Here is a 24,911-nt window from a genome sequence, read left to right as displayed (position 1 = left end):
TTACTTTATTTAACAGCTAAATCTAAGAAGAATAATCATGAGATTGTGTGACAAAGATATTGAAGAAAGTATTAGCAAAGGCGAGATAAAAATTTCTCCCACTCCTGACAGCAGCATGATTTCAGGCGTCAGCGTTGATATTCGTTTAGGTAATGAATTTAGGGTATTTCAAGATCATACCGCGCCATATATCGATTTGAGTGGTCCGAAAGATGAAATGCAAAATGCCATGAATTCAGTCATGAGCGATGAAATATTTATTAAAGATGGTGATGCATTTTTTCTACATCCAGGTGAATTAGCATTGGCGGTGACTTATGAGTCAGTTACTTTGCCAGATAATATTGTTGGTTGGTTAGATGGCCGCTCATCGTTAGCGCGCTTAGGACTCATGGTACATGTGACCGCACACCGTATTGACCCAGGTTGGTCAGGACAAATTGTTTTAGAGTTTTATAATAGTGGAAAATTACCGTTAGCTTTGCGCCCTAAAATGAAAATAGCAGCGCTAAACTTTGAAACTATGTCATCAAGTGCACTACGCCCTTATAACAAACGTGATGATGCCAAATACAAAGGGCAAATGGGCGCGGTTGCTAGTCGTATTAGCCAAGATGAAAGCCAAAAGTAATGTAATTTGGCCTAGCAATTCACATAAAAAAGCCAACGTTAGTCGTTGGCTTTTTTGATGGATAATTTTCTCTTTACTTTAATATGAGTTTTAATTTGAGTTAACGGCGTTGGCTGGCATTTCGTCATTGGCATTAAGTGCTTTTGATATACACATATTTAATGCCGCAATTAGCTTATCGCGGCTATGGTAATGGGCCACAGTGTCGCTGCTTAACTCATGATGGCAAACACTTATTCGCTTAGAGGTCACTTTGTGATCATGACAAATGGCACTATCGATAGGTAAACATCCTATATTGTCTTCTATCCAAGTTAGCTTTTCATCTAGGCTTAAATCTGCCGCCGGACTATTTTCGGCAATAATATTATCAATAAAAACACGGTGTGCATTGGTTTGCTTTAGCGCGTTGCTTATGTCGCGTACTAATAGTGGTGGTACAACACTCGTAAGAAAGCTTCCAGGGCCAAGTATCACCAAATCAGCATTTAATATGGCATCAATACAGTTGGGCAAGGTTTTAACGAGTGGAGCCAACATCAAATTTTTAGGCATTATCGGCATTTCATCAACAGATAATTCACCTACGCGACAACGACCTTCAGGATAAAAAGCCATCAAGTCTGTCGGTGTTTCTGACATAGGCAGTACCGGTGTCTTTACACCTAGTAGTCGACGAACAAGTTTAATAGACTCTAAAGGACGGGAGTGTATTTGACCTAAACCGTATAAAATTAGATTACCAAGATTATGGCCGCCAAGTTCATCTTGGCCATCGAAGCGAAAGTTAAATAATTGGCTACCCACTGATTGCTCATCAACCAGCTGAGTTAAACAATTACGCAAATCACCCCAAGCAATCGAACTACTGCGTTTTCTTAAACGTCCGGTAGAGCCACCATTATCAGTAGTGGTGACAATACCTGTTAATTGATTACCAAGGAAGGAGAGAGTAGAAAGTACACGCCCTAGACCGTGACCTCCGCCAATGGCAACCACATTGAGCTCTTTTAGCTGCATATAACTATTATTTTTTTCAATTGAGCTATAACCATAACGTTAATTATACGATAAATAAAGCTACAAGCTAGAGTTTCTGCATGAGTTAGCTTGTTAAGTAGAAAGCTTAGCGACCATTTTTAAATTAACACTAGGAAATAACAGCAAAGTTTTTATTTTATTCCTAGATAGTTATCGCATAACGACTAATATAAACGCTTGATAAGACAAATTTTAGTCAACTTGTTCTATAAGTAATCAGTTAGATGAAATCTTTGAAAAAAATGCATTAATATCTAAAATAAGTGTTGACAGTATCATGGTCGCTGCTTAGAATGCGCCTCGCTTTCAACGAGTAACTCGATTGCTTGTTTGGAGGAGAGTTAAGATAAGTATTAGGCCACTTATTTTATTTCTATGTGGGGCTATAGCTCAGCTGGGAGAGCGCTTCGCTGGCAGCGAAGAGGTCTGCGGTTCGATCCCGCATAGCTCCACCATATTATTTAGTGTTGTTTATGCAATATTAAAAGATAGATAAAAAGATAAAGGTGTTTGGATAATCTTTAGGTTATCGGAATACAAAAATAAGCTGAAAAGTTTATTTTATCGTTTTAGTGTCCCTATCGTCTAGAGGCCTAGGACACCGCCCTTTCACGGCGGTAACAGGGGTTCGAATCCCCTTAGGGATGCCACTTCTTCGGAAGACTTCTACGGAAGTAAAAAAGAAAATGAGTTCGTGTTTTAGACACAAACAAGAAATATATATGTAAACCATAAGTTCACTAGGCTAGAGCTTTATACGGTTTTATTATGCTAAGTATTTCAGGTTGATAATGTGTCCCTATCGTCTAGAGGCCTAGGACACCGCCCTTTCACGGCGGTAACAGGGGTTCGAATCCCCTTAGGGATGCCACTCATTTTTAGTTAGATAAGTTATTGGTAAGTGTTTTTGACACATACTATGGAATATATAAAGTTATCATAAGTTCACTAGGCTAGAGCTTTTTACGGTAATTTTATAACTAAGTATTTCATTTGGTATTGATGTGTCCCTATCGTCTAGAGGCCTAGGACACCGCCCTTTCACGGCGGTAACAGGGGTTCGAATCCCCTTAGGGATGCCACCATTAACTTAGATTGATAAATGTTTTTTTAATGTTTAGCAATCAGATACAATACGTGAACGGGTTAAATTATTTAACTTTAATCACATTGTCTTGTGTCCCTATCGTCTAGAGGCCTAGGACACCGCCCTTTCACGGCGGTAACAGGGGTTCGAATCCCCTTAGGGATGCCACTATTTATTTTGCTTTTATGCAGATATTCAGTGCTTAAAAGTGAAAATAATAAAACCGACTTATGTCGGTTTTTTTATGTCTGAAATTTGACGAATGAAACCGTGATTAGCTACCTTGTATCACATAAATAAAGGCAGCTAGGGTTGCGTAATACGATTATTGTTGTATCAAATTAATACTCTCTTCAGCAAAACCAACACCGGCTTCGTTGTAAAAGTTAAATACCTTATCTACACCAAAGTTCTCTAAAGCAATACGTTCATCATCGTATCGAGCAATAGCGGCAATTTTCCCTTGATAATTTGTACGCTTAATTTGTGCGGTAATATTCATAATATCTTGCACTGAGGGCAGGGCGAGTAGCGTTAATTCAATTTTACTAAGATCAATACTTTCCCAAAAGTCAGCATCTTCAGCGTCACCTAAATAGGCTTGAACGCCGTTTTCATTTAACCATTTAACTTTATTCTTGTCTGTATCTAATCCCCAGGCTTGGTTTTCTGTTTGTGCATTTAGGGCTTTATAAGCACCCATTCCAACACGACCCATACCTATAATGGCTATTGGGGCAGAGCATGGCTGAATAAAATTATCTTCGGCTAAACGTTTATTACTTTCAAAGCGTTTAAACTTCTCTTTGTTATTGGCAAAATAGTCATGAGCAAAGTTGTATAATATATTGGTCAAAATAAATGATAACGAAACCGCAAGTGACAAAATAACTAGCCATTCAGGTGATAGCCAACCAGATTTACTACTTAGTGATGCGATTATCAGGCCAAATTCACTGAAATTACTTAATGCTAATGCTGATAAAAATGCTGTTCTACCGCGCAGGTTTAGCTTCACTAAGATAAAGAAAAATAACAAAAACTTGATAGGTAAAAGCAAGGTTAAAATTGACGCTATCAGCAACATTTCTAGAGTAGGTAAAGCGGTGAAACCTATAGATAAGAAAAAGCCAATTAAAAATAAATCTTTGAAGCTTAACAGTGACTTGGAAATTTCAGTTGCCTTGCTGTGTGAAGCCAAATACATACCCGCAAGTAGGGCGCCTAAATCACCTTTAATTTTTACCAATTCAAATAATTCATAAGCGCCAAAAGCGACAAAAAAACCCATTAGAGGGATCAACTCGCCGTGACCTGCTTTGTCGATCATTTTTTTAATCAAAGGTTTTAATGGAATGAGTAGTAAAAGCGAAGCTGCCCAAGGGCTTGGTATTTTTCCGGTTGCTAATACTAAAAAAATCACCGCCACTACATCCTGCATTACCAGTATACCAATGGCTAGTTTGCCGTGCCGGGTACGCATTTCACCATGATCTTCCATTAATTTGACCACACAAACGGTACTGCTAAAACTAAGCGCGAAAACGATCAATGCAGATGTTGTGGTATCTAAACCACTAATAAATGGAATGCTGATAAGTGCAATAACTTTTAGAAGTACAACACCAATAACTAGCCAAATTAACGTATGACTTAAGCTACCAAGCCAAACTTCTGGTTTTATTAAATCTTTTATATTGAGTTTTAAACCGATAGTAAAAAGCATTAAGGTAATACCGATATCGGCCAAGGCCGTTACCATACTGTCAGCTTGATAGCCCAAAAAGTGTAGAACAAAGCCTGCAGCTAAATAACCAATCGATGGTGGTAAGGCAATAACCTTAGTAAGCAGGCCACATATAAAAGCAAATCCGATCCAAATAAATTCCATTGAGTATTAATGCTCCGAGCTCATTAAAGTGGCTAGTTGTTGCTCAACATAGTTTGCAATAATAGGTTGTGCGCTGGCATTGGGGTGAATGCCATCGGCTTGCATTAGTGCTTTATTTGTTGCAACTTCTTCCATAAAAAACGGCAATAATGTTATTTCAGTCTCACTGGCAACATCTTCAAATACTTGTTCAAACATTTTATTGTATCTTGGGCCATAATTAGGCGTTATTTTTATCTTAATCATTGATACTTTTATGTTTTTATCTTTTGCTAATTTGATCATTTGTAACAAATTATGTTTAATTAACTTAGGTGAATAGCCACGTAAACCGTCATTTCCACCTAGTTCGATCAATAAATGGTCAATATTTTCATTGTTTAAAATGCCTGCTAACCTTGATAAACCGCCACTCGTCGTTTCTCCACTAACACTGGCATTTATAATTGTGTATGGTTGATTTTGTTGCGCAAGTTTTTGGTTTAATAAATGAACCCAACCTTGAGTGGGTTTCATCCCGTAACTTGCGCTGATACTATCACCTAAGAGTAATATATTGGTTTTGGGCGTAACACTGGTTTTTGCAGCTGCCGCATTAACCGCAGTAACAATGAATAAACTAATAAATAATATAAAAAGTGGATAATTTTTCATGCATGTAAATTCCGAGAGTATTTTAAGCGTTAAAAGCTTAACTAAATCAGTTCAAGTTGAAGACAAAACTTTAGCTTTGCTTCAGCCACTCAATTTAACAGTTGCGGCAGGTGAGTCAATCGCTATTGTCGGCTCTTCTGGCTCAGGTAAAACCACTTTACTGTCAATATTAGCAGGGCTAGATTTACCTAGTTCAGGTGAAGTGTACCTTAAAAATCAGCCACTTCACCAGTTTAATGAAGAACAACGAAGCCAAGTACGCGCACAGCACGTTGGGTTTATTTTCCAGCAGTTTTTACTGATTAATAGTTTAACGGCATTGGAAAATGTCATGCTTCCGGCAGAACTTGCTAATCAAGCAGATGCCCAAGAACGTGGAGAAGCGTTACTGAAACAAGTGGGGCTTGGTGATAGGTTTGACCATTACCCATCGCAACTCTCAGGCGGTGAACAACAACGTGTCGCTATTGCTAGAGCTTTTATCGCCAAGCCAGATATTTTATTTGCTGACGAACCCACGGGTAACCTTGATAGTAAAACAGGGCAGCATATTACCGATTTAATTTTTGACCTTAACGCCAAAGAGGGCACTACCTTAGTACTGGTAACACATGATCCAAAACTTGCTGCTAGATGCCAACGCCAAGTAGAAATGGACAGTGGTGTACTACAAGAAAAACAAGCGGTGAATGCTATTGATGTTGCAAATGATGGTGACGGGCAAATTGTAATTCAAGAAAGTGAATTAACTAATGAAGACAATGCAAACAACCCAAGTTCAGTACCACAAGTAGGTTAATATGAGCGCAGTTAATACGAATAAATCATCTATGTGGTTTGCGCAGTCGTTACGGTTACTACACCATGAGCTTCGACGCGGTGAACTCACTATTATTTTCCTCGCTATTGTACTCGCCGTGGCAACGGTATTTTCATTAACGGGTTTTTCTGGGCAAATAAAACACGCCATAGTCGCTAATAGTACAAATACCATAGGCGCAGACCGTGTTTTACGTATGTCTTCAGAAGCAGATGCGAGTATTTTGGAGAAAAGCCAGCAGCTTTCGTTGAATCACGCACGAAAAATTGAAACTGAGTCAATGGCCTTCGCTGGCGATAATATGCTGTTAAGCGAAATTGACGCGGTTTCTGAAAGCTATCCGTTACGGGGTGAACTTCGCGTTAAAAAGTCTTTAACACAACACAATAGTGAGGTTGTAAATGCACCTAAACCCGGTACGGTTTGGGTTGAACCTAGTGTGTTAAGTCGCCTTGCTGTAAATATCGGCGATACAGTCGAAATTGGTGTTGCGCCATTAACCATTGCCGGTATTGTTACCGATATTCCTGACAGGTCTTACCGCGCTTTTATCGCTGGCCCAACCATAATTTTAAATATTGCTGATATGCCGAAAACTGAGCTCATTCAGCCAGGTAGCCGTATGGGCTACAAGTATTTATTTGCTGGTGAAACAAGTGACGTAGAAGCCTTTGAAGATTGGATAAAACCGCAAATAAATGAAAGTCAGCGGTGGTACGATGCTAAAGCGGCTCAAAATCGTTTATCAAACATACTAGATACCGCTGAAAAGTTTTTATCTTTAGCAAGTATGTTAGGCATAGTATTGGCGGCTGTTGCCGTTGCGGTGGCAAGTCGTCGTTATGGTCAGCGTCACCAATCAACAGTATCTATTTTTAAAGCTATGGGTGCGTCTATTTCTCATGTGCGTAAACTGTATTGCCTACATTGGACATTATTAAGCTGTTTGAGTATCGCTGTTGGTTTAATTGTTGGTTATGGCTTGCTTTTACTTGGCGTTAATGCCATTGCAAACTATCTTTCGTTAGATGATGCACCGCTAACCTTTGTGCCATTTTTAACGGCAATTTTTACCGGATTATTATGCGCCATTGCTTTTGCCATTCATCCAATTATGACCTTAGTGGCAAGTTCACCATTAAATGTTATTCGCGGTTTTAGTCAACTAAAAGTGGCTAGATTTGGTTGGCATCAATTACCACCATTGTTGGCACTATTTTTACTGCTGTTTATTTTTAGCCAAAACCTCATTATGAGTGCAGCATTGCTCTTAGGTGGCATTTTTGTTTCTTTTATTTTGCTGTTATTTGGCCGAGGTTTAATGAGTGCCGGCCGCACAGTTGGCACCAAAGCAGGTAAGTCATGGCATTTGGCGCTGGCCAATTTGAAACGCCGTGCCAGTGAAAACAGTGTGCAATTGGTGAGCTTTACAATTGCCATAAAACTTTTGCTGTTAATTACCGTGATGAAAAGCTCTATTTTGTCGGAGTGGGAACAGCAATTCCCTGAAGACACGCCTAACCATTATTTAATCAACATAACCCCTGAGCAAGTGTCTCCTTTGCAGGCATTTGTCAATGAAAATAATATTGCTAACCAAGGCTTTTATAATATTTATCGCGGCCGTTTGTCGGCAATAAATGGTGAAAAAACTATTCGTGAAGATGATGATAACCGTCAAGGTGGTAGTGCGGAATCAGATAACGAAGCCAAGAATGAAAAAGCTAACGATACTGACAATGAACAGCCGCGACAAGAAGGTCGTCGTGGCGCTGGCCGTGAACTTGGCTTAACTTGGCGCAATGAATTGCCAGTTGAGAATGAAGTAATCGATGGGCAGTGGTGGCAAGTTGATGATCAAACACCACAAGTGTCAATTGAAAGTAATATGGCAGAACGTCTAGAAATTAACTTAGGTGATGAATTAACTTTTACCTTAGGCTCTGATGAGTTTACCGTGCCAGTAACCAGTATTCGAGAAGTGAATTGGCAAAGCCGTCAGTTAAATTTCATTATGATCTTTAACCAAAGCGTGCTTGATAAATTTCCAACAACGGCAATTTCAGCGTGGTCAGTGACTGATCAAGACCGCGATATGGTTTACCGCTTTATGGCGAATTTCCCAACTGTTACATTAATGGATTTTGCGGCAATCATGGCGCAACTCAATAATATAATTGAGCAGGTGTCGGTAGCCATTCAGCTCATTCTTATTCTTGTAGTACTTGCAGGTAGTTTAGTATTAATTGCGCAAGTACAAGCCAGTATGGAAGAGCGAGAGCGGGAATTAGCTATATTAAGAACACTTGGTGCTAAAGGTAAGTTGCTGCGTAATAGTGTATTGTATGAGTTTGTTGCATTAGGTGCTATTGCTGGTTTAATGGCAAGTATCGGCATGGAAATCGCGGTTTATATTCTACAAAGCCAAGTTTTTCAAATGTCGGGCAGCTTTCATTTTCAATACTGGTTAGTCGGTATAGGTGCTGGTGCCTTATTTGTTGGCCTTATTGGTATGCTAAGTTGTTGGCGTTTATTGAACCTTTCAAGCGTTACTTTGATACGGAGAACCATGTAAGGAAGCATAAGTCGTATAAATTTAGTCTCTATACGCGTTTTTGCTGGCTAGTTAGCTATAAAATCGCGTATAGTTTTCTCAAGATAAATTGAATTAGACTAAGTTATGGGTTTACAAGGAAAATCTGAAGGCACAGTGAAGTTTTTATTAGTAACGGCGGCCTTATTTGTCGTGTTAGCTGGTGTTAAAACCGCGGCCACCATTTTAGTACCATTTTTACTTTCGGCATTTATTGCCATTATTTGTAACCCATTAGTGGTTAAAGCACAAAAATATAAAATACCAAAACCAATTGCGGTGATTTTTGTAATTGTTATTTTCTTATCAATTGTGTTATCTCTCGCCGGGCTTGTGGGTAATTCATTAAATGAACTTTCACAGAACCTTCCGCAGTATCGTGCACAACTTAAAGAAGAGTTTATTTGGGTTACTGCCCAACTTGATAAATACAATATAAAAGTATCCTCTGATCTGTTAATTAAATATTTTGACCCCGGTGCAGCCATGGGATTAGCTGCGAATATGCTTAGTGGATTAGGTGGCGTAATGACCAACTTATTTTTGATCATTATCACCGTAATATTTATGTTGTTTGAAGCTTATTCAATTCCAAGAAAATTGCATTTAGCAATGGATGATCCTGAAGCAAGGTTAAAGCAAATTGATGAATTTTTAGCGTCAGTAAATAACTATATCGCAATTAAAACATTGGTTAGTATCGCCACAGGTGTGTGCGTTTCAACCATGTTATGGATATTTGGTTTAGACTTCTTTTTATTATGGGGTGTGCTTGCCTTTTTGTTGAATTATATTCCAAATATTGGCTCTATTATTGCCGCAGTGCCTGCCGTATTGTTGGCCGTTTTACAATTAGGTCCGGCGGCGGCTGGCTTTATTGGTTTAGGTTATCTAACGATAAATACGGTAATGGGTAACGTTGTTGAACCTCGATATTTAGGACGAGGCTTAGGGTTATCAACGCTGGTTGTTTTTCTTTCTTTAATTTTCTGGGGTTGGTTATTAGGCACTGTGGGTATGCTACTTTCTGTACCATTAACCATGGTAATAAAAATAGCGTTAGAAAGTTCTGCAGAAGGGCGCTGGTTTGCGGTAATGCTTTCAAGTGAAGAAGCATAGCAACGCTTTATTTTGCTAAATTAATTCATTAAAGGTAGCTAAGGCTACCTTTTTATTTTTCGCTTCTTTATTGCTTACACTTTCTAACACTATGCCTTGATTAACTAACAGTTTCGTTACTGAAGCGAACAGTCCTATGTTTTAAGCTGTATTTACCAGGTCAGCAAACCCTATAGTAAGGACGCTCATGTTAGCGCATTCAACAATTCAAAATAAGTCGATAACGTTCGGCATTAAATACTTAATTACGCCACTAGTTATGGTACTTTTTTTAGCGGCGTTTAGTGCTAGTGCTAGTCAAGCACCTAAGTTCGGTTTTTTTGTTAAAAATGAAGTTAATGGTGATGACTATATTTCAGGTATTGGTACTGAAATTTGGTTAACAAATAGAGATTCAAATTTTGGTATGTCGGTTCTTAGCTCAATTGGTAAAGCAGAAGTGACAGATAGAGACGGCGATCAACACGACTATTTAGCCTGGGAAGCTGGTTTTAAATTCGGCTATTTTTCTGATATCTTCGCTTACGCAGAAGTGGGCTTTGATTTAGGTGAGTTGGCATTTCAAGATCGCGATGAAGATCATCATTATCGGGTTTTCTACAGCGATGATGATAATGACTATGTTGTTGCCAATAGAAGTCATCATGATGATTCGAATGACATAGACGGTTATATTGGTGTTGGTGCCGGTTTTAAGTTTGAACACCTGCAAATTGAAGCATTTACACGCTATCGACAAGTCGATGGCGAATATTGGAAGGCCGATAGCCAAGCTTATACCGGAGCCAAGTTATCAGTAGTTTTCTAAAATAAAAATAAAGGGGCACAATGCCCCTGAATTTTTGTCTTTGTTAGTTTAGCTAGTTCTATTACCCAATTTAAAATAACCGGTTGATAAAAATTGCACCGCTTCTTTGCGTTTTTTACCGATTAAAATAGGTCCGTCATCCATAAATAAGAAGTTTTTCCAACAACGTTTAAATACTGCCCAAGTGGTTTCAATAACGTTATTACGGCTTGAACAATAATAAATAACGGTATTATTGTCCCAGTTTAAATGTTGTAGAATTTGTTCGGGTAATTGTTCGTTATCACCGTCCCAAGTACTTTCCCATTTACCACTATCTAGCCATGAGCTACCATTTTCAGCCCAATCACCTTTTTTGAAAAAGTCAGGGTGGTCAACTTGTTTACTAATATTGCCGTCCCATAATACTTTTGCTCTATTAGCCGTCATAGGTTTAATTTTTTCTTTGTCGCTATCACTAATAGGTAAGCTTTTATGTTTGAATATCCAAGCGTTTTTTAATTCTTCAATCGTGGTGTAATTCATAGTCGTTTTCGTGATGGTCTATGTGGCCATTATAACAAGTGCAGCAGTTTTCTCATCAAATAATCTTTCAGTTACACGAACTTTTAAATGGATTGCATGAGTTTATTATCTTCAATTACTGTGCTTAAGAGTTGATTAAGTTTTTTGAATATTAGTGATGGGGCTTGTGTATGTATATAAAAGGTGAGGAAAATTATGTGCGCTAGAATGAACGTTATTAACGATCCTCTATGTAAAATTGTCAGTGATACCCTAGGTATTAAATTTTGGACTGAAACAAATTACGACTTCACCCAATGAAAAAAGTCAGCTTTATCATAAGCGCATTGATTATTAGTTTAATGCGGCAACTGAGCATTTACCACCAGTAATGCAGGCGGTACATAATGACATGATTAACGTGACTAAAGCTTATTAAAAACTAAATTAATAAGGCTTTTGCTTGTTAATGGTGTGTAACGAACGTGTGCTTTTATAGCGAAAAAATCGCGTGTAATGTCGTGTAATGGTTTTTATTAAACATTTTTGTATCATCAAGGCTTTATTAAACCTACGTTCATTTGAGGCTATATTTATTGCGGCCTACAGCTGAACACATAAGGAGTGCTGTTTTGGCGTTGTACTTTTTAACTTACGACTTATGCGATAGAGCAAACGATTTAAAATTAATTGACGAGCTTGAACATTTAGGGGCCATTCGGGTGTTAGAGTCAACTTGGTGTTTAAAAAAGGCAGACACATCGGTTGAGCGAATACGTGATCACTTTAAAGCCTTGCTTGACGATAACGACGGGCTAGTCGTTTCAGAAGTTAATCACTGGGCGGCGTTAAATGCTGAAAGGGCACCACTGGCTTTAAGTTAACGATTAATTCTTATATATCCACCTACTTAAGGTTATTTATTGGGGTAATGCTAACAGCGCTGATACTTGAAATTTTTGCATTTTGTACGATAGTTAAATGACCTAAGCAAGGAGTGCTTATTATGCATAATGCTAAACAAGAGCGCTTTAGCTATTTATCAGATAAAGCCACTAAACAAACAGCAACTCCGCAAGAACTGGCTGAGTATCACCTACTTCTTGATGAATGGGGACAGTCTCGCGACCACAATGTATTTGATGATTTTTTTCTGCGCGCTAAACAAGATAGTTCAACCGATAAATAAGGAATAATCGTAAACAGAAACGGAGTGTTTATGATGAATAGAGAGCAATTCAATAGCTTTAATTACTTGTGAGAGAAAGTACTAACAGAAACAGCCAGGCCATATGAAGTCAAAGAGTTTAACTATCTGCTTAAGCTTTGGAATGAATCCGCAGAATTTAACTTCATCAATCGGGTGCATATGTACAAAATTGTTGATGAGCACCACAAAGAAAAACGTTAACGCGAAATTTTACTGAGGTTGTGAACTTGTTCACGTTCTATTTAAAATTTGGGGTTGGAAACTAGTAAGCAATAATGACGTCATCAGATTAGGAGCTTAATTTAATATTGTCAGTTAGATAATGTTTGGATTAAGTTTACTACCTTGTCGATACTAATATTAGTACGAACAATTGCAGCAGATAGAAGTAACAAAGCAAATATTAATATTCTATTTATTATTAGCTCTTGAATTTTTTCTGAAGGATTTTTTAAATAGAGGGCAACAGCAGCAATAAGAAATAGAATAGCTAAACTGATTAAAACTAAAAAAATGGCCATATGGTTCTCCTTTAAAAAATAAATAGGAGAAACGTCAAAAGAATACTGCATTCTGGGCTAAGCGAAGTCAAGAGTGACTTTCTACTTTTGGCAATTCAATTGCAATTCATTATTTTCAAAATAATTTAATGAGCGATTGTAAAATTGAGAAGTAATCTAAGACCCCCGTCTTAGTAACACGAGGATAAAGTATTTTTCTGGTTTCTCATGTGTCCTATTTTTAAAGGGCTATAAAGAGCCTAGCCTTTGGGGATAAACCAAAAAGAAATATTTATAGTAAACTTTAGTGAGTTGAAAGATATATATCTAATCTTCCAAATTTCCAATAAAGTGGTTTTAAGCTTCTAAGCATAATTGATAGAACTAAGGCCATTAAATACCTTTCTGGTAAAGAAATTGAATTTTCTTTAATGATGAAATTCTTTAGAGAAAGGTGATTTATCACTTCCTTTTTGTAATCTTCTTGGCCTATATGATGTGAGGTCATAACGATACGCTTTGCATTCTTTTTTTCAAAACAAAAATTAATTTCATCCACTAATTTCTTTTCAGTAATATTATTTAAATAATTACGAGCGCTTATTGTGTTTTCTGCCTCTTTCTTTTTTATTCTTTTTAATTTATCAATGAGAGGGTTAGATAAATGGATATTGTATGACTTACTAAAAGGGATCATTCTTGAAAACGAAAATTCATTACAGTTAAACTTTGCTAGGAAAAAATAGGCCTGATAGCCTGTAATGAATGGTACTAAAAATATATATGCAAGAGGTGAGTTTTCACCTGACTCAATAACATAGTAAATCACAGATAATATGATTACTGAGATTGTTAGACAAAAACAAATAAATTTGAGCCAATCAAATTTTGATCTCATCTTCCCATATTTATATGAAAATACTCGGTGATAATTATCTGCAATTTTAAAATATAGAATAATGATTAAAAATAAAGCTACATATACCAATGCGTAGTTCCCTTGGTTATTCGTTCCTATTGTCGTATGGCTCGCAAGATACGATGAGATTTCGAAAATGTCTATTAGTTGTTTATGTTTTATGAATTATATTAAACTAATTTCTTTCATATGATATTGATATTGATATTGAGATTGAGATTGGTTATGTGTGGCAGAATGAACGTTATTAACGACCCCTTGTGTCAAATTGTTAGTGATGCAGTTGGCATTAAATTTTGGACTGAATCAAATAATGATTTGTGCCCAAGTCAAAACACGTCAACAATATCGTTAATTGACGGAAACTATCAGCAATTAGATACAAGTTGGGGAATACAACCTAGCTGGTCTAAAAGATTGCTTATTAATGCTCAAAGCGAAACTGCTGCTCAAAAACCAACGTTTAGAAATGCCTTTAATAGTAACCGTTGTTTAGTACCATGCTCGGGCTGGTATGAATGGAGAGCTGAAGAAGGTAAAAAAGTAAAATATTTGTTTAGTCATGCCGATAATCAGCCAATGTATATGGCGGGAATAACCTACAATAGTGATATTCATCAGCTGGTAACATTAACGACATCACCCAATGAAAAGTGCAAGCAGTACCATAAACGCATGCCTGTAATTGTTTTACCAGAGAATATTGACTACTGGTTTAATGCACGAACAGAACAGCTTCAGCCATTAATGCAGTCAGTAAATAGTGAAATGATAAACGTATCTAAAAGTTTTTGAATTCAAATTTTGCTAGACAAAAAGCGAACAGCTTAAACTAACTTATAAAGTAAGAGATTGAATAATAAAGAGAATTTTGGTACGTCCGAGTGAATTCGAATCACCGACCTCATCCATGTCAAGGATGCGCTCTAACCAACTGAGCTACGGACGTATACAAGTTGAAGGACTCAACGAGGCGCTATGTTAGCGATCTGTTTTAGCAAGTGCAAGCCCTTTTATGTAAAACGCTGCTCGATTGCTGCTTAATTCAACAAACCGCTTTGTATTCAAACAAAATACTAGCTAGCTAACGCTTGTTGGTCGAAACGGTTTTGCACCACTTTTAATCGCCATGCCAGTAGTATGGCGGCAACCGTTAAACCAGAAATAAAGCCTATCCAAAAACCATAAGGGCCTGTGGCAGGTACTATCCAGTCAGTAATGCCAAGAATTAATCCGAACGATAAGCCAACAATCCAATAAGAGAAAAAGGTAATATAAAGAATTGATTTAGTATCTTTATAGCCACGTAATGCGCCAGCCGATATTACTTGTATTGCGTCTGAAAATTGAAACAGTGCTGCTAAAAACATTAAGCTGGCAGCGAGTTCAAGTACATCTTCGTCAATGGTATAAATAGCCGCTATTTGATGGCTAAATAGCAAAGTTATTGCGGCAGTTACAACAGCGATAATTAATCCTAATATTACGGAATAGCGACAAAGCTCTTTTGCTTGTTCTAAGTTTTTATTTCCAACTTCAAAGCCTACTTTAATGGTGACAGCCATTGCCAAACTTAACGGAACCATAAACACTAAGCCGGAAAAGTTAATTGCGATTTGGTGGCTCGCTACGACATTGGCACCAAATGGCGCAAGAATAATAGCAACAGCGGCAAACAAGCTCACTTCAAATAGTAAAGACAGGGCAATTGGTACACCTAAAGCTAATATGGTTTTAATTTCGCTCCATTGTGGCCAGAAAAACTTGGTAAACAGTGGTGCGTGCTTTAAGTGTTTTGAAAAATAAGCATAAGTAAACATGCCAAGGAACATCACCCAATAAACAATAGCCGTAGCAACACCACAGCCTGCGCCGCCAAGTGCTGGTGCGCCAAATTCACCATAAATGAAAATGTAGTTAGCGGGAATGTTGATCAGTAAGCCAAGTATGCTGATGATCATAGTTGGTCGGGTATGTGACAAACCTTCAGAGTAGTTTCGCAGAACCAAGTACAAACAATAACCTGGGCCACCCCAAACGATATAACCAAGGTATTCAAACATTAAGCGTTTTAATTCTGGCTCTAAAGCAATAGAGTCAATTAATAGCGGTGTAGCTATGTAGTACAGCACAATAATGATGACAGAAAAGAATACGGCTATCCAAGCGGTTTGGTAACTCGCCTTGGCTACATCGTTAAATTGTTTTGCGCCTGAAAGCTGCGAAACAATACTGGCAAGTGCCATCACTAAACCAGAAATGGTTAATATAAGTGGCAACCACACGCTACTTGCTACGGCAACGGCTGCCATGTCAGTGGCGCTAACGCGTCCGGCCATTACGGTGTCGGCAAAACCCATTAAATTTTGGATAAGTTGGGCAATTAAAATTGGGTAGGCCAATTTCATTAAATTTTTGCTGTTGGAAAAAAAGCGATTAATGTTCATTTAGGTAATTATTTCGTCGACGGTAATTTGTTAAGATGGAAAAAAGTTTATTTATCTGGATGATATATGTTTACAGGTATAGTGCAATCACAAGCTGAGGTTATTTCGATAATTCGCAAAAATAATGCGATAACCTTAAAAATAGCGTTAGAACAATCGCTTATTAATAACCTAGAAACGGGGGCTAGTGTTGCCATTAATGGTGTGTGTTTAACGGCGGTTGAGTTTGGCAATTTAGCTGAGCTAAACGATAAGAAAAGTTTTATTACCTTTGACGTGATTGATGAAACCTTACGAGTGTCGAATTTAGCCGATATTCATGAAGGCATGTTAGTTAATGTTGAACGCTCGTTAAAAGTGGGTGATGAAATTGGTGGCCATATGTTAAGTGGCCATGTACATACACAAGCTGTAGTTGTAAAACGTGACGAAAGCTCAGACAACTGCACGCTTTCGTTTTCGATAGACGAACACTATAAAAAATACATTTTTGCCAAAGGCTTTATTAGCATTAACGGTGTTAGTTTAACCTTGGGTGCTGATGTTGATGAGCATTTTTCAGTGCATTTAATTCCTGAAACTTTAATGAGAACCAACCTAAGTAAAATTGGTGTGGACGATAAGGTTAATATTGAATTTGACCAGCAAACCATGACCATAGTGGAAACGATTGAGCGCATGAACTTAAAAGTACAGTAATGAAGCCGTTAGCCATTAAGCAAAATGCTAAACGATTGTTGTTGAGTAATGCGAAATGATGGTTGATTAAAAAACTTGTTCGTCGTCGCTATCTACGGCGAGCTGTATTTTTTGGTGATATTCATCAACGTGTAAATTTAAATGCATTTCCATACAACAAGCTGGGCATTCATCGTAGTAGTCTTGATCACCTTCACTGGCGTCTAATGTTACGCGAATATTATGTCCGCAATGCGGGCATTCAATGCGTTGTTCTTTAATCTCTTGGGGCATACTGCCTCCTAGATTTTTTGAATTAACCGTTAGTTTTAGTATGTACGCTTTCAGTTAAAGTGCGAATTTTTCATGGCGAAAATTCGCAAAAATATGTTAGCAATTATCTGTAAAACTTTAATATGTTAATGCAGTGCTAGAATACGTGATAAGTTAGCTTTTGACTGCTCAATATAAACACCGCCAAATAAATTGGCATGATTGAGAACATGGTAAAAGTTGTAAATTAACTTCCGCTTGTCGTAGTTAGCGTCAAGAGGAAAAACTTCTTGATAACCTTGATAAAACTCGTCTGGCATTTGGCCAAACAATTCCGACATGGCAATGTCGACTTCTCTATCGCCGTAGTAACATGCGGGGTCAAAAACATAGGCAGCGTTGTTGCTAAAACCGACATTTCCTTGCCATAAATCACCATGAACTAAACAGGGCATTACTTGGTGGTGTAGTAAGGCGTCGTGACAAACGTTAATAATGTGGTCAATTGAGCCCAACTTTACTGATTTCTCTGCGAGTAGTTGCAATTGCCAGCCTATTCTTTGTTCAGCAAAAAATGTCCTCCAATTACTTTGCCAACTATTTGGTTGTGGCGTTGTACCAATATAGTTGTCATGTTGCCAACCAAATTGGCCATGGCTTGATTGCTTATGCATTGTTGCTAGTTGTTTGCCAAATGAATACCAGTTTTGATTCGAGGCATGGTTAAATGGCAGATATTCAAGTACAAGGAAGCTTTTGTCTAAAGTTGTGCCTGTTGTTAAAACATTAGGGCAGCCCATGACATTTAATTGTTTTATTTGCGCTAAAGAATAAGCTTCAGACTCAAATTGCTGAAGTCGAGACTTGTCATTAAGTTTGACGAAATAATTGCGTTGATAGTTACTTAACCAATAACATAAATTGATATCACCACCCGTTACAACTTGCTTATGTTTGATATTGAACGGCTCGTCAATTACTTGGGAAATTTCTTGCTCAATGGTTTGCCACATTATTCTTTACCAAGTTAGGTGAGAATATGAGTAATTATAGTCGAGGATTAATAGAATATAAGCTTGGTAACGGTAATAACCGCCAAATAACAAACGGGAGATGTGCTTGCTACTCGAGGTCGGTAATTAAGTTTTCTATTTTATTGGCTACGCCGTCCCATTTTTCAGCGTCGGCTGGCGGCGCGATAACTTCGGTAATAACTGGCCAAGTTTTCGCTAACTCAGCGTTAAGCTCAATAAAGTCTCTTTGGTTTTCTGGTACTTCATCTTCTTGGTAAATTGCTTCGGCTGGGCATTCTATAGGGCATAAATCGCAATCGATACAGGAGTCGGGGTTGATCACCAAAAAGTTTGGCCCTTCATGAAAGGCATCAGCCGGACATACAGCTACGCAGTCAGTATATTTACATTGAATACAATTATCAGTGACGACAAAAGCCATTTTACTTACCCATAAAGGTTAATTTCTATCGAATGTGCGCATCATACCTTGCCGACCAACAAATTCAATTGTTGTTTTTGCTTTGTATTTGGTATCGCTAGCACTATCAGGTAAAATGGCGCCAATTTTTCCCCTAGTACCGCTTTGGAAACACATTATGTTGCGTTTAACAAACGTTAAATTACCGCTTGAGCATCAACCAGAAGAGCTAGAGCAGGCAATTCTTACCTTATTACAAATTACTGCCGAGCAATTAACGAGCTTTTCAATTTTTAAACGTGGATACGACGCCCGTAAGAAAAGCAATATAATTTTAATGTACACCTTAGATGTTGAAACCAGCTGTAATGAGCAATTGTTACACCAGCATGCGAAGAACTCTAATGTTAAAGAAAGCCCAGATACTAGCTATAAATTTGTTGGTGAAGCGCCAGCGAATATGACCGAGCGCCCCGTTGTTATTGGTATGGGGCCATGTGGTTTATTTGCTGGATTAATTTTAGCGCAAATGGGTTTTAAACCAATTATTTTAGAACGTGGTAAAGAAGTACGAGAACGTACTAAAGATACTTTTGGTTTTTGGCGTAAAAAAATTCTTAATACTGAGTCTAACGTCCAGTTTGGTGAAGGTGGTGCGGGTACATTTTCAGATGGCAAACTATACAGCCAAGTTAAAGATCCTAAACATTACAGCCGCAAGGTATTAAATGAGTTTGTCGATGCGGGTGCACCGGCAGAAATTTTGTACGTTAGTAAGCCACACATTGGTACTTTTAAGTTAGTGACTATGGTTGAGCAAATGCGCGCTGAAATAATCCGTTTGGGTGGGGAAGTACGTTTTGAGCAACGTGTAGAAGATATTCACTTTGAAGCAGCCGCTACTGATAGCGAAAAAATGCAGGTGACGGGCTTAACGTTAGCCTCGGGTGAAGTGATAAATACCAAACATATAGCCCTAGCGATTGGCCATAGTGCTCGCGATACCTTTGAAATGTTGCATGACAAAGGCGTATTTATAAAAGCTAAGCCGTTTTCTGTAGGTTTTAGAATTGAGCATGAACAGTCGGTTATTGATGATGCTCGCTTTGGTAAAAATGCAGGTAACCCGATATTAGGCGCGGCAGACTATAAATTAGTGCATCATTGTAAAAATGGCCGTTCGGTATACAGTTTTTGTATGTGTCCGGGTGGTACAGTGGTGGCAGCAGCTTCAGAAGAAGGTCGCTTAGTGACAAACGGTATGAGTCAATACTCACGTCATGAACGCAATGCTAATAGCGCGATTGTGGTTGGTATTTCGCCTGAAGATTATGATGAAAATGGCAGTAAAGATAACGTATTAGCGGGCATTGATTTTCAGCGTAAGCTTGAAGAAAAGGCCTTTAAGTTAGGTGGTGAAAACTATGACGCACCCGTACAGCTAGTCGGTGACTTTTTAGCTGGCCGTAAAAGTGGTGAACACGGTAGTGTTGAGCCGTCGTACAAGCCTGGTGTTAAATATTGTGATTTAAGTGAAACTTTACCCAGCTATGCCATAGAAGCCATTCGTGAAGCCTTACCTGCATTTGAGCGCAAAATTAAAGGTTTTTCTATGAATGAAGCAACATTAACTGCGGTGGAAACCAGAACTTCTTCGCCAATTAATATAACGCGCGATAAAGAAAGCTTAGAAAGCGTAAATACTTATGGTTTATATCCTGCGGGTGAAGGTGCTGGTTATGCTGGCGGTATTTTATCAGCGGGAATAGATGGTATTAAAGTGGCAGAAGCGATGGCACTTTCCATGCTAAAAAACGTTTAGTTACTGGTAAAAAATGAAAAACTAAAAAGCCGCATCTATTGAATTTCTTGAATGTGGCTTTTTTGTTTTTGTTGCCAATGACTTTTCGGTAACTGTTCTTGCAAGTTATTTAACGTTGTCCATATGCCCTTGAGAGTCATGCTTTTTGTTAGCCATTGTGGGATATTGCCTCTTGGGTCAACAACAAATTGATAGCTGATATCAATTTGATTGGCAGCGGTTGGGATAATTTTCCAATGGGCACTATGAACTTTCATTCTCACGGCTTTTTTATGCACAGCGATAAAATCATTCGCATCAATAACAGCAATTTCTAACGATAAATCGTCATTTTGCCAATATCGTGAATGCACTATCATTTCTCGAGCCGATACTGGCCATAAGCCGTTAAAGCGGGTGATAAAAATATTTTCGCTGGCAGTAAATTGCTCAAGAATTTCTGCCGAGTGAGTATTATCTAGCCATGCTGGCATATTAGTCAGGTCTTCAATAAAGTAAATAAAACCTGAAAGTGTTGAATTTAGTCTTGCTTGCGCTTTTATTTCAATAAGATCTTGATAGCTGCTTGGACGATAACTCACCTTTAAGTTTTTCGTGCGTCGCCATGTTTTCCAATTTTCTTCTTTGCTTTGCTCTGAGAATGGATCAGCTTTGTTTTTTGCTGAATTAGCTAATTTTTTTGCCGACTCATTTGCTAAGGCGCTGTGGTTCGATAGCAAGAAAAGCATGGTAAAAAAACAAAGCCAAATCGTTGTTTTTATGTTTACCAGAAATAAATTAGCCTGCGTGTTCAATATAGCGGTCCTGTTCATTGCAAATTAAGGCGAATTACCCTATATTCCTCTGCTCATCATGTTATCTTGGCGCAAACGTCTTATATATACGCAGTTAAGATGAACATAATAGTAAAATTAGCAGTATATAGCGCGCCTAATGACAATTATTTTTGTGTCATTATATGATTTTATTTCAATGCGTTATAAAAATTATTAATAAAATTCAAGCGGCGCTTAGTATGTGTCGCCACTGAACAAGGAAAATACATGCCTGTAATTACTCTCCCTGACGGTAGTCAACGCTCTTTCGAACAAGCAGTTTCTGTAATGGATGTTGCTTTAGATATAGGATCGGGTTTAGCGAAAGCGACCATAGCTGGTCGTATTAATGGTACCTTAGTTGACGCCTGTGAATTGATCACCGAAGACGCTACTTTGCAACTTATTACCAGTAAAGACGCGGAAGGCCTAGAGATTATTCGTCACTCGTGTGCGCATTTATTAGGGCATGCTATCAAGCAATTGTGGCCAAATACTAAAATGGCCATTGGTCCAACTATCGACAATGGTTTTTACTATGACGTTGATATGGAAGAAACCATTAGCGAGGAAGATTTAGCTAAGCTTGAAAAACAAATGACGACCTTGGCACGTACAGGTTATGAAGTTATTAAGAAAACAGGTAGCTGGCAAGACGCTTACGATGCATTTACCGAGCGTGGTGAAACTTATAAATTAGAAATTCTTGATGAAAATATCGATAAGTCAGATACGCCGGCACTTTATCACCACCAAGAATACATTGATATGTGTCGTGGCCCACATGTGCCAAGTATGCGTCATTGTCATCACTTTAAATTAATGAAAGTAGCGGGCGCATATTGGCGTGGTAATTCTGAAAACAAGATGCTGCAACGTATTTACGGCACAGCATGGGCTGATAAAAAGCAACTTAAAGCTTATATTCAACGTCTTGCTGAAGCAGAAAAACGTGATCACCGTAAAATAGGTAAAAACCTAGACTTATTCCATTGGCAAGAAGAAGCACCGGGCATGGTGTTTTGGCATAACGATGGTTGGACAATTTACACTGAATTAGAAAAGTATGTTCGTGAAAAACTTCATGAATATGACTACGACGAAGTTAAAGGTCCATTAATGATGGATAGAGGTCTTTGGGAAAAATCGGGTCACTGGGACAAATACAGTGATGCAATGTTCACAACTGAGTCAGAAAAACGTGAATATGCGATTAAACCGATGAACTGTCCAGGTCACGTACAAATATTTAACCAAGGGCTAAAGTCTTACCGTGATTTACCTTTGCGTATGGCTGAGTTTGGTTGTTGTCACCGTAATGAGCCGTCAGGTGCTTTACACGGTTTAATGCGCGTGCGTGGTTTTACCCAAGATGATGCCCATATTTTCTGTACCGAAGACCAAGTGCAAAGTGAAGTAAGCAAGTGTATCAATATGGTATACGATGTTTATAAAACGTTTGGCTTTGAAGACATTATTGTTAAGCTTTCAACACGCCCTGAAAAGCGTATTGGTAGTGACGAAATGTGGGACAAGGCGGAAGAAGGCTTAGCCCAAGCCATGAAAGATTTAGACATAGAGTTTGAATACTTACCTGGTGAAGGAGCATTTTATGGTCCTAAGATTGAATTTACCCTGCAAGATTGCTTAGGCCGTAACTGGCAATGTGGTACAGTACAGCTTGATTTTGCCTTACCGGAGCGTTTAGGCGCAACTTATGTAGGTGAAGACAACGAACGTTACACCCCCGTGATGATTCACCGCGCTATTTTAGGTTCATTAGAGCGTTTTATTGGTATTTTAATTGAAGAATACACTGGCAAATTCCCAACGTGGTTGTCACCAATTCAAGCAACAGTGATGAATATTACCGACAAACAAGGTGAATATTGTGAAAAAGTTGTTAAAAAACTAAAAGAAAATGGATTTAGAGCAAAACTAGACTTGAGAAATGAGAAGATAGGCTTTAAAATCCGCGAGCATACTTTAAAGCGTGTTCCGTATTTGTTAGTTGTTGGCGATAAAGAAATGGAAGCTGGCGAAATAGCGATACGAACTCGAGGTGGTGAGGACTTAGGAAAAATGTCAGTTGATGACTTTATTGCTAAGTTAACTGACGAAGTGAAAACTCGCAGTTAAGCCACTAATTTTATTTAAACACGCAAACTATTTATTTACCCCGAGTAAGTTATATTAAACTTACTCGGTAACAACGTTCTTTGGAGGAACATGGCTATTAAAGGTGGACAACGAGGCGGGCAGAAAGAGCCAGCACATCGTTTAAATGAGTTGATTACTGGCATTCCAGGTAATGAAGTTCGTTTGATTAAATATGACGGAGAACCAGGTGGTATCGTCACATTAGATGAAGCGATGAGCCAAGCAGAAGACGCTGGTGTAGATCTTGTTGAAATCAGCCCTACAGCTAAACCTCCTGTTCTTAGAGTAATGGATTACGGTAAGTTTCTTTATGAGAAATCTAAAGAACAAAAAGAGCAGCGCAAAAAGCAGAAACAAATACAGGTTAAGGAAATTAAATTCCGTCCTGGTACAGATGAAGGCGATTATCAAGTTAAATTACGTAACTTGAAACGCTTTTTAGAAGGTGGCGATAAAGTTAAAGTAACTTTACGTTTCCGTGGTCGCGAAATGGCCCACCAAGAGCTAGGTTTAGAATTGTTGACTCGTGTTAAAAACGATTTAGCAGAACTAACAGTAGTTGAGTTTTTCCCTCGTAGAGCGGAAGGACGTCAAATGGTGATGGTTTTAGCACCTAAAAAATAATCAATATTTGGTATATGCAAGTAATTAACGTTTTCGAATGTTAATTCACCAATATTGTTTTTAACGGGTAATTTTAGGCCTGAAAGTAAAATCTCCTGCTGTTTACAGTGTCGGATTTTCGCCTGAATTACTAAATTTCAATGGCAACATATTAACTATGAAAATAGTTATATGTGAATGCGGAGTAATATTCATGCCTAAAATGAAAACTAACAAAGGTGCTGCAAAGCGCTTTAAAGCGACAGCCACAGGCTACAAGTTTAAACAAGCCGGTCTTCGTCATATCTTGACTAAACGCCGTACTAAAGTTAAGCGTCATCTTCGTGCGAAATGCATGATTGCTGCTTCTGACATTAAGTCAGTTAAAAAACTTTTACGTCACGGTTAATAGGAGAGATAGAAAATGGCAAGAGTAAAACGTGGTGTACAAGCGCGTGCACGTCATAAGAAGGTTCTAAAGCAAGCTAAAGGTTACTACGGTGCTCGTAGTCGCGTTTATCGCGTTGCTTTCCAAGCTGTAACTAAAGCTGGCCAATACGCATACCGTGACCGTCGTCAACGTAAGCGTCAATTCCGTCAACTTTGGATTGCTCGTATCAACGCAGCAGCTCGTCAAAATGGTTTATCTTACAGCCGTTTCATTAATGGTCTTAAAAAGGCTTCTATTGAAATCGATCGTAAGATCCTAGCTGACATCGCAGTATACGATAAAGCAGCTTTCACATTCTTAGTTGAAAAAGCGCAAGCTTCTTTAGCATAAGTTTGAGATATTAGCTCTGAGATAAGGACGCCCTAGGCGTCCTTTTCTTTTTCAGGGTGTTAAAAAGTTGACTGAAAGGTCAGCATATTTAACTAAGCAAATTTGCAAGCCAATAAAAGTT

Annotated in this window: 26 protein-coding genes and 6 tRNA genes; 19 read left to right on the top strand and 13 right to left on the bottom strand. The window is 38.3% G+C overall.

Annotation, left to right across the window (positions count from 1 at the left end):
- Positions 1 to 37: 37 nt before the first annotated feature.
- Positions 38 to 631, top strand: a complete 594-nt coding sequence (gene dcd, locus AC27HL_RS12990; RefSeq protein ID WP_487081439.1) for a dCTP deaminase — start codon at positions 38 to 40, stop codon at positions 629 to 631.
- Positions 632 to 721: 90 nt separating this feature from the next.
- Here the strand turns inward: dcd and AC27HL_RS12985 are convergent, their stop codons facing one another.
- Entirely contained in the window at positions 722 to 1,651 is a 930-nt protein-coding gene (locus AC27HL_RS12985) for a gluconeogenesis factor YvcK family protein (protein WP_487081438.1), read from the bottom strand.
- 400 nt (positions 1,652 to 2,051) lie between these two features.
- On the opposite strand from AC27HL_RS12985, the gene AC27HL_RS12980 reads away from it, so the two are divergent.
- From AC27HL_RS12980 to AC27HL_RS12960, 5 genes are all read left to right on the top strand, one after another.
- Positions 2,052 to 2,127: transfer RNA gene (locus AC27HL_RS12980), tRNA-Ala, on the top strand.
- 119 nt (positions 2,128 to 2,246) lie between these two features.
- A tRNA-Glu gene (locus tag AC27HL_RS12975) sits at positions 2,247 to 2,322 on the top strand.
- 145 nt (positions 2,323 to 2,467) lie between these two features.
- Positions 2,468 to 2,543 (top strand) — tRNA-Glu (locus tag AC27HL_RS12970).
- 135 nt (positions 2,544 to 2,678) lie between these two features.
- Positions 2,679 to 2,754 (top strand) — tRNA-Glu (locus AC27HL_RS12965).
- Positions 2,755 to 2,851: 97 nt separating this feature from the next.
- Positions 2,852 to 2,927, top strand: a tRNA-Glu gene (locus AC27HL_RS12960).
- 157 nt (positions 2,928 to 3,084) lie between these two features.
- Here AC27HL_RS12960 and AC27HL_RS12955 read toward each other — a convergent pair.
- Together AC27HL_RS12955 and AC27HL_RS12950 are read right to left on the bottom strand one after the other, a co-directional pair.
- Entirely contained in the window at positions 3,085 to 4,650 is a 1,566-nt protein-coding gene (locus tag AC27HL_RS12955; RefSeq protein ID WP_487081437.1) for a cation:proton antiporter domain-containing protein, read from the bottom strand.
- Positions 4,651 to 4,656: 6 nt separating this feature from the next.
- The gene (locus AC27HL_RS12950) at positions 4,657 to 5,304 is read right to left on the bottom strand and encodes an arylesterase (protein ID WP_487081435.1); all 648 of its coding nucleotides are present in this window, start codon (positions 5,302 to 5,304) and stop codon (positions 4,657 to 4,659) included.
- Here AC27HL_RS12950 and AC27HL_RS12945 point away from each other — a divergent pair.
- From AC27HL_RS12945 to AC27HL_RS12930, 4 genes are all read left to right on the top strand, one after another.
- On the top strand, positions 5,303 to 6,103 hold the full coding sequence (locus AC27HL_RS12945) for an ABC transporter ATP-binding protein (protein WP_487081434.1): 801 nt from the start codon (positions 5,303 to 5,305) through the stop codon (positions 6,101 to 6,103). The two genes, AC27HL_RS12950 and AC27HL_RS12945, sit on opposite strands and share 2 nt — an antisense overlap.
- A 1-nt stretch (position 6,104) precedes the next feature.
- A complete protein-coding gene (locus AC27HL_RS12940; protein WP_487081433.1) occupies positions 6,105 to 8,699 on the top strand; it encodes an ABC transporter permease in 2,595 nt (864 codons plus the stop codon).
- A 105-nt stretch (positions 8,700 to 8,804) separates the two neighbouring features.
- The gene (locus tag AC27HL_RS12935; RefSeq protein ID WP_487081432.1) at positions 8,805 to 9,836 is read left to right on the top strand and encodes an AI-2E family transporter; all 1,032 of its coding nucleotides are present in this window, start codon (positions 8,805 to 8,807) and stop codon (positions 9,834 to 9,836) included.
- A 187-nt stretch (positions 9,837 to 10,023) separates the two neighbouring features.
- Positions 10,024 to 10,644 (top strand): hypothetical protein, encoded by a 621-nt coding sequence (locus tag AC27HL_RS12930; protein WP_487081431.1) that lies wholly within the window; start codon positions 10,024 to 10,026, stop codon positions 10,642 to 10,644.
- A gap of 48 nt (positions 10,645 to 10,692) precedes the next feature.
- On the opposite strand, the gene AC27HL_RS12925 is transcribed toward AC27HL_RS12930, so the two are convergent.
- Entirely contained in the window at positions 10,693 to 11,169 is a 477-nt protein-coding gene (locus AC27HL_RS12925) for a DUF2947 domain-containing protein (protein ID WP_487081430.1), read from the bottom strand.
- A gap of 611 nt (positions 11,170 to 11,780) precedes the next feature.
- On the opposite strand from AC27HL_RS12925, the gene AC27HL_RS12920 reads away from it, so the two are divergent.
- Positions 11,781 to 12,032 (top strand): hypothetical protein, encoded by a 252-nt coding sequence (locus AC27HL_RS12920; RefSeq protein ID WP_487081428.1) that lies wholly within the window; start codon positions 11,781 to 11,783, stop codon positions 12,030 to 12,032.
- A gap of 122 nt (positions 12,033 to 12,154) precedes the next feature.
- Positions 12,155 to 12,337, top strand: coding sequence for a hypothetical protein (locus AC27HL_RS12915; RefSeq protein ID WP_487081427.1), 183 nt, complete (start codon positions 12,155 to 12,157; stop codon positions 12,335 to 12,337).
- Positions 12,338 to 12,669: 332 nt separating this feature from the next.
- Here the strand turns inward: AC27HL_RS12915 and AC27HL_RS12910 are convergent, their stop codons facing one another.
- Entirely contained in the window at positions 12,670 to 12,879 is a 210-nt protein-coding gene (locus tag AC27HL_RS12910; RefSeq protein WP_487081425.1) for a hypothetical protein, read from the bottom strand.
- Positions 12,880 to 13,162: 283 nt separating this feature from the next.
- Entirely contained in the window at positions 13,163 to 13,687 is a 525-nt protein-coding gene (locus AC27HL_RS12905) for a hypothetical protein (protein WP_487081424.1), read from the bottom strand.
- A gap of 327 nt (positions 13,688 to 14,014) precedes the next feature.
- On the opposite strand from AC27HL_RS12905, the gene AC27HL_RS12900 reads away from it, so the two are divergent.
- Entirely contained in the window at positions 14,015 to 14,572 is a 558-nt protein-coding gene (locus AC27HL_RS12900; protein WP_487081423.1) for an SOS response-associated peptidase, read from the top strand.
- A gap of 77 nt (positions 14,573 to 14,649) precedes the next feature.
- Here the strand turns inward: AC27HL_RS12900 and AC27HL_RS12895 are convergent.
- Both AC27HL_RS12895 and AC27HL_RS12890 read right to left on the bottom strand, forming a co-directional pair.
- Positions 14,650 to 14,726 (bottom strand) — tRNA-Val (locus AC27HL_RS12895).
- A 127-nt stretch (positions 14,727 to 14,853) separates the two neighbouring features.
- Positions 14,854 to 16,185 (bottom strand): MATE family efflux transporter, encoded by a 1,332-nt coding sequence (locus AC27HL_RS12890; RefSeq protein ID WP_487081422.1) that lies wholly within the window; start codon positions 16,183 to 16,185, stop codon positions 14,854 to 14,856.
- Positions 16,186 to 16,290: 105 nt separating this feature from the next.
- On the opposite strand from AC27HL_RS12890, the gene AC27HL_RS12885 reads away from it, so the two are divergent.
- The gene (locus AC27HL_RS12885; RefSeq protein ID WP_487081420.1) at positions 16,291 to 16,923 is read left to right on the top strand and encodes a riboflavin synthase subunit alpha; all 633 of its coding nucleotides are present in this window, start codon (positions 16,291 to 16,293) and stop codon (positions 16,921 to 16,923) included.
- A gap of 66 nt (positions 16,924 to 16,989) precedes the next feature.
- On the opposite strand, the gene AC27HL_RS12880 is transcribed toward AC27HL_RS12885, so the two are convergent.
- From AC27HL_RS12880 to AC27HL_RS12865, 4 genes are all read right to left on the bottom strand, one after another.
- Complete coding sequence (locus AC27HL_RS12880) at positions 16,990 to 17,196, bottom strand: CPXCG motif-containing cysteine-rich protein (RefSeq protein ID WP_487081419.1); 207 nt, start codon at positions 17,194 to 17,196, stop codon at positions 16,990 to 16,992.
- A 125-nt stretch (positions 17,197 to 17,321) separates the two neighbouring features.
- Positions 17,322 to 18,188: a fructosamine kinase family protein gene (locus tag AC27HL_RS12875; RefSeq protein ID WP_487081417.1), complete on the bottom strand. Its 867-nt coding sequence runs from the start codon at positions 18,186 to 18,188 to the stop codon at positions 17,322 to 17,324.
- 109 nt (positions 18,189 to 18,297) lie between these two features.
- Positions 18,298 to 18,630, bottom strand: coding sequence for a ferredoxin FdxA (gene fdxA, locus AC27HL_RS12870; protein ID WP_487081416.1), 333 nt, complete (start codon positions 18,628 to 18,630; stop codon positions 18,298 to 18,300).
- Between the two features lie 18 nt (positions 18,631 to 18,648).
- The gene (locus AC27HL_RS12865; protein ID WP_487081415.1) at positions 18,649 to 18,786 is read right to left on the bottom strand and encodes a hypothetical protein; all 138 of its coding nucleotides are present in this window, start codon (positions 18,784 to 18,786) and stop codon (positions 18,649 to 18,651) included.
- A 1-nt stretch (position 18,787) separates the two neighbouring features.
- Here AC27HL_RS12865 and AC27HL_RS12860 point away from each other — a divergent pair, with 1 nt between their 5' ends.
- The gene (locus AC27HL_RS12860; RefSeq protein WP_487081414.1) at positions 18,788 to 20,431 is read left to right on the top strand and encodes an NAD(P)/FAD-dependent oxidoreductase; all 1,644 of its coding nucleotides are present in this window, start codon (positions 18,788 to 18,790) and stop codon (positions 20,429 to 20,431) included.
- Between the two features lie 35 nt (positions 20,432 to 20,466).
- Here the strand turns inward: AC27HL_RS12860 and AC27HL_RS12855 are convergent, their stop codons facing one another.
- On the bottom strand, positions 20,467 to 21,159 hold the full coding sequence (locus tag AC27HL_RS12855) for an START domain-containing protein (protein WP_487081412.1): 693 nt from the start codon (positions 21,157 to 21,159) through the stop codon (positions 20,467 to 20,469).
- 315 nt (positions 21,160 to 21,474) lie between these two features.
- On the opposite strand from AC27HL_RS12855, the gene thrS reads away from it, so the two are divergent.
- The 4 genes from thrS to rplT all read left to right on the top strand — a co-directional run bounded on the left by thrS (position 21,475) and on the right by rplT (position 24,790).
- Entirely contained in the window at positions 21,475 to 23,385 is a 1,911-nt protein-coding gene (thrS, locus tag AC27HL_RS12850; protein WP_487081411.1) for a threonine--tRNA ligase, read from the top strand.
- Between the two features lie 90 nt (positions 23,386 to 23,475).
- On the top strand, positions 23,476 to 24,030 hold the full coding sequence (infC, locus tag AC27HL_RS12845) for a translation initiation factor IF-3 (protein WP_487081410.1): 555 nt from the start codon (positions 23,476 to 23,478) through the stop codon (positions 24,028 to 24,030).
- A 193-nt stretch (positions 24,031 to 24,223) separates the two neighbouring features.
- A complete protein-coding gene (gene rpmI / locus AC27HL_RS12840; RefSeq protein ID WP_077284678.1) occupies positions 24,224 to 24,418 on the top strand; it encodes a 50S ribosomal protein L35 in 195 nt (64 codons plus the stop codon).
- Positions 24,419 to 24,433: 15 nt separating this feature from the next.
- Complete coding sequence (gene rplT / locus AC27HL_RS12835; protein WP_077284679.1) at positions 24,434 to 24,790, top strand: 50S ribosomal protein L20; 357 nt, start codon at positions 24,434 to 24,436, stop codon at positions 24,788 to 24,790.
- Positions 24,791 to 24,911: the final 121 nt, after the last annotated feature.

The organism is Colwellia aquaemaris, from assembly GCF_057548755.1.
The sequence above is the reverse complement of the archived record's forward strand: the minus strand, read 5'-3'. Positions and strand labels throughout refer to the sequence as shown.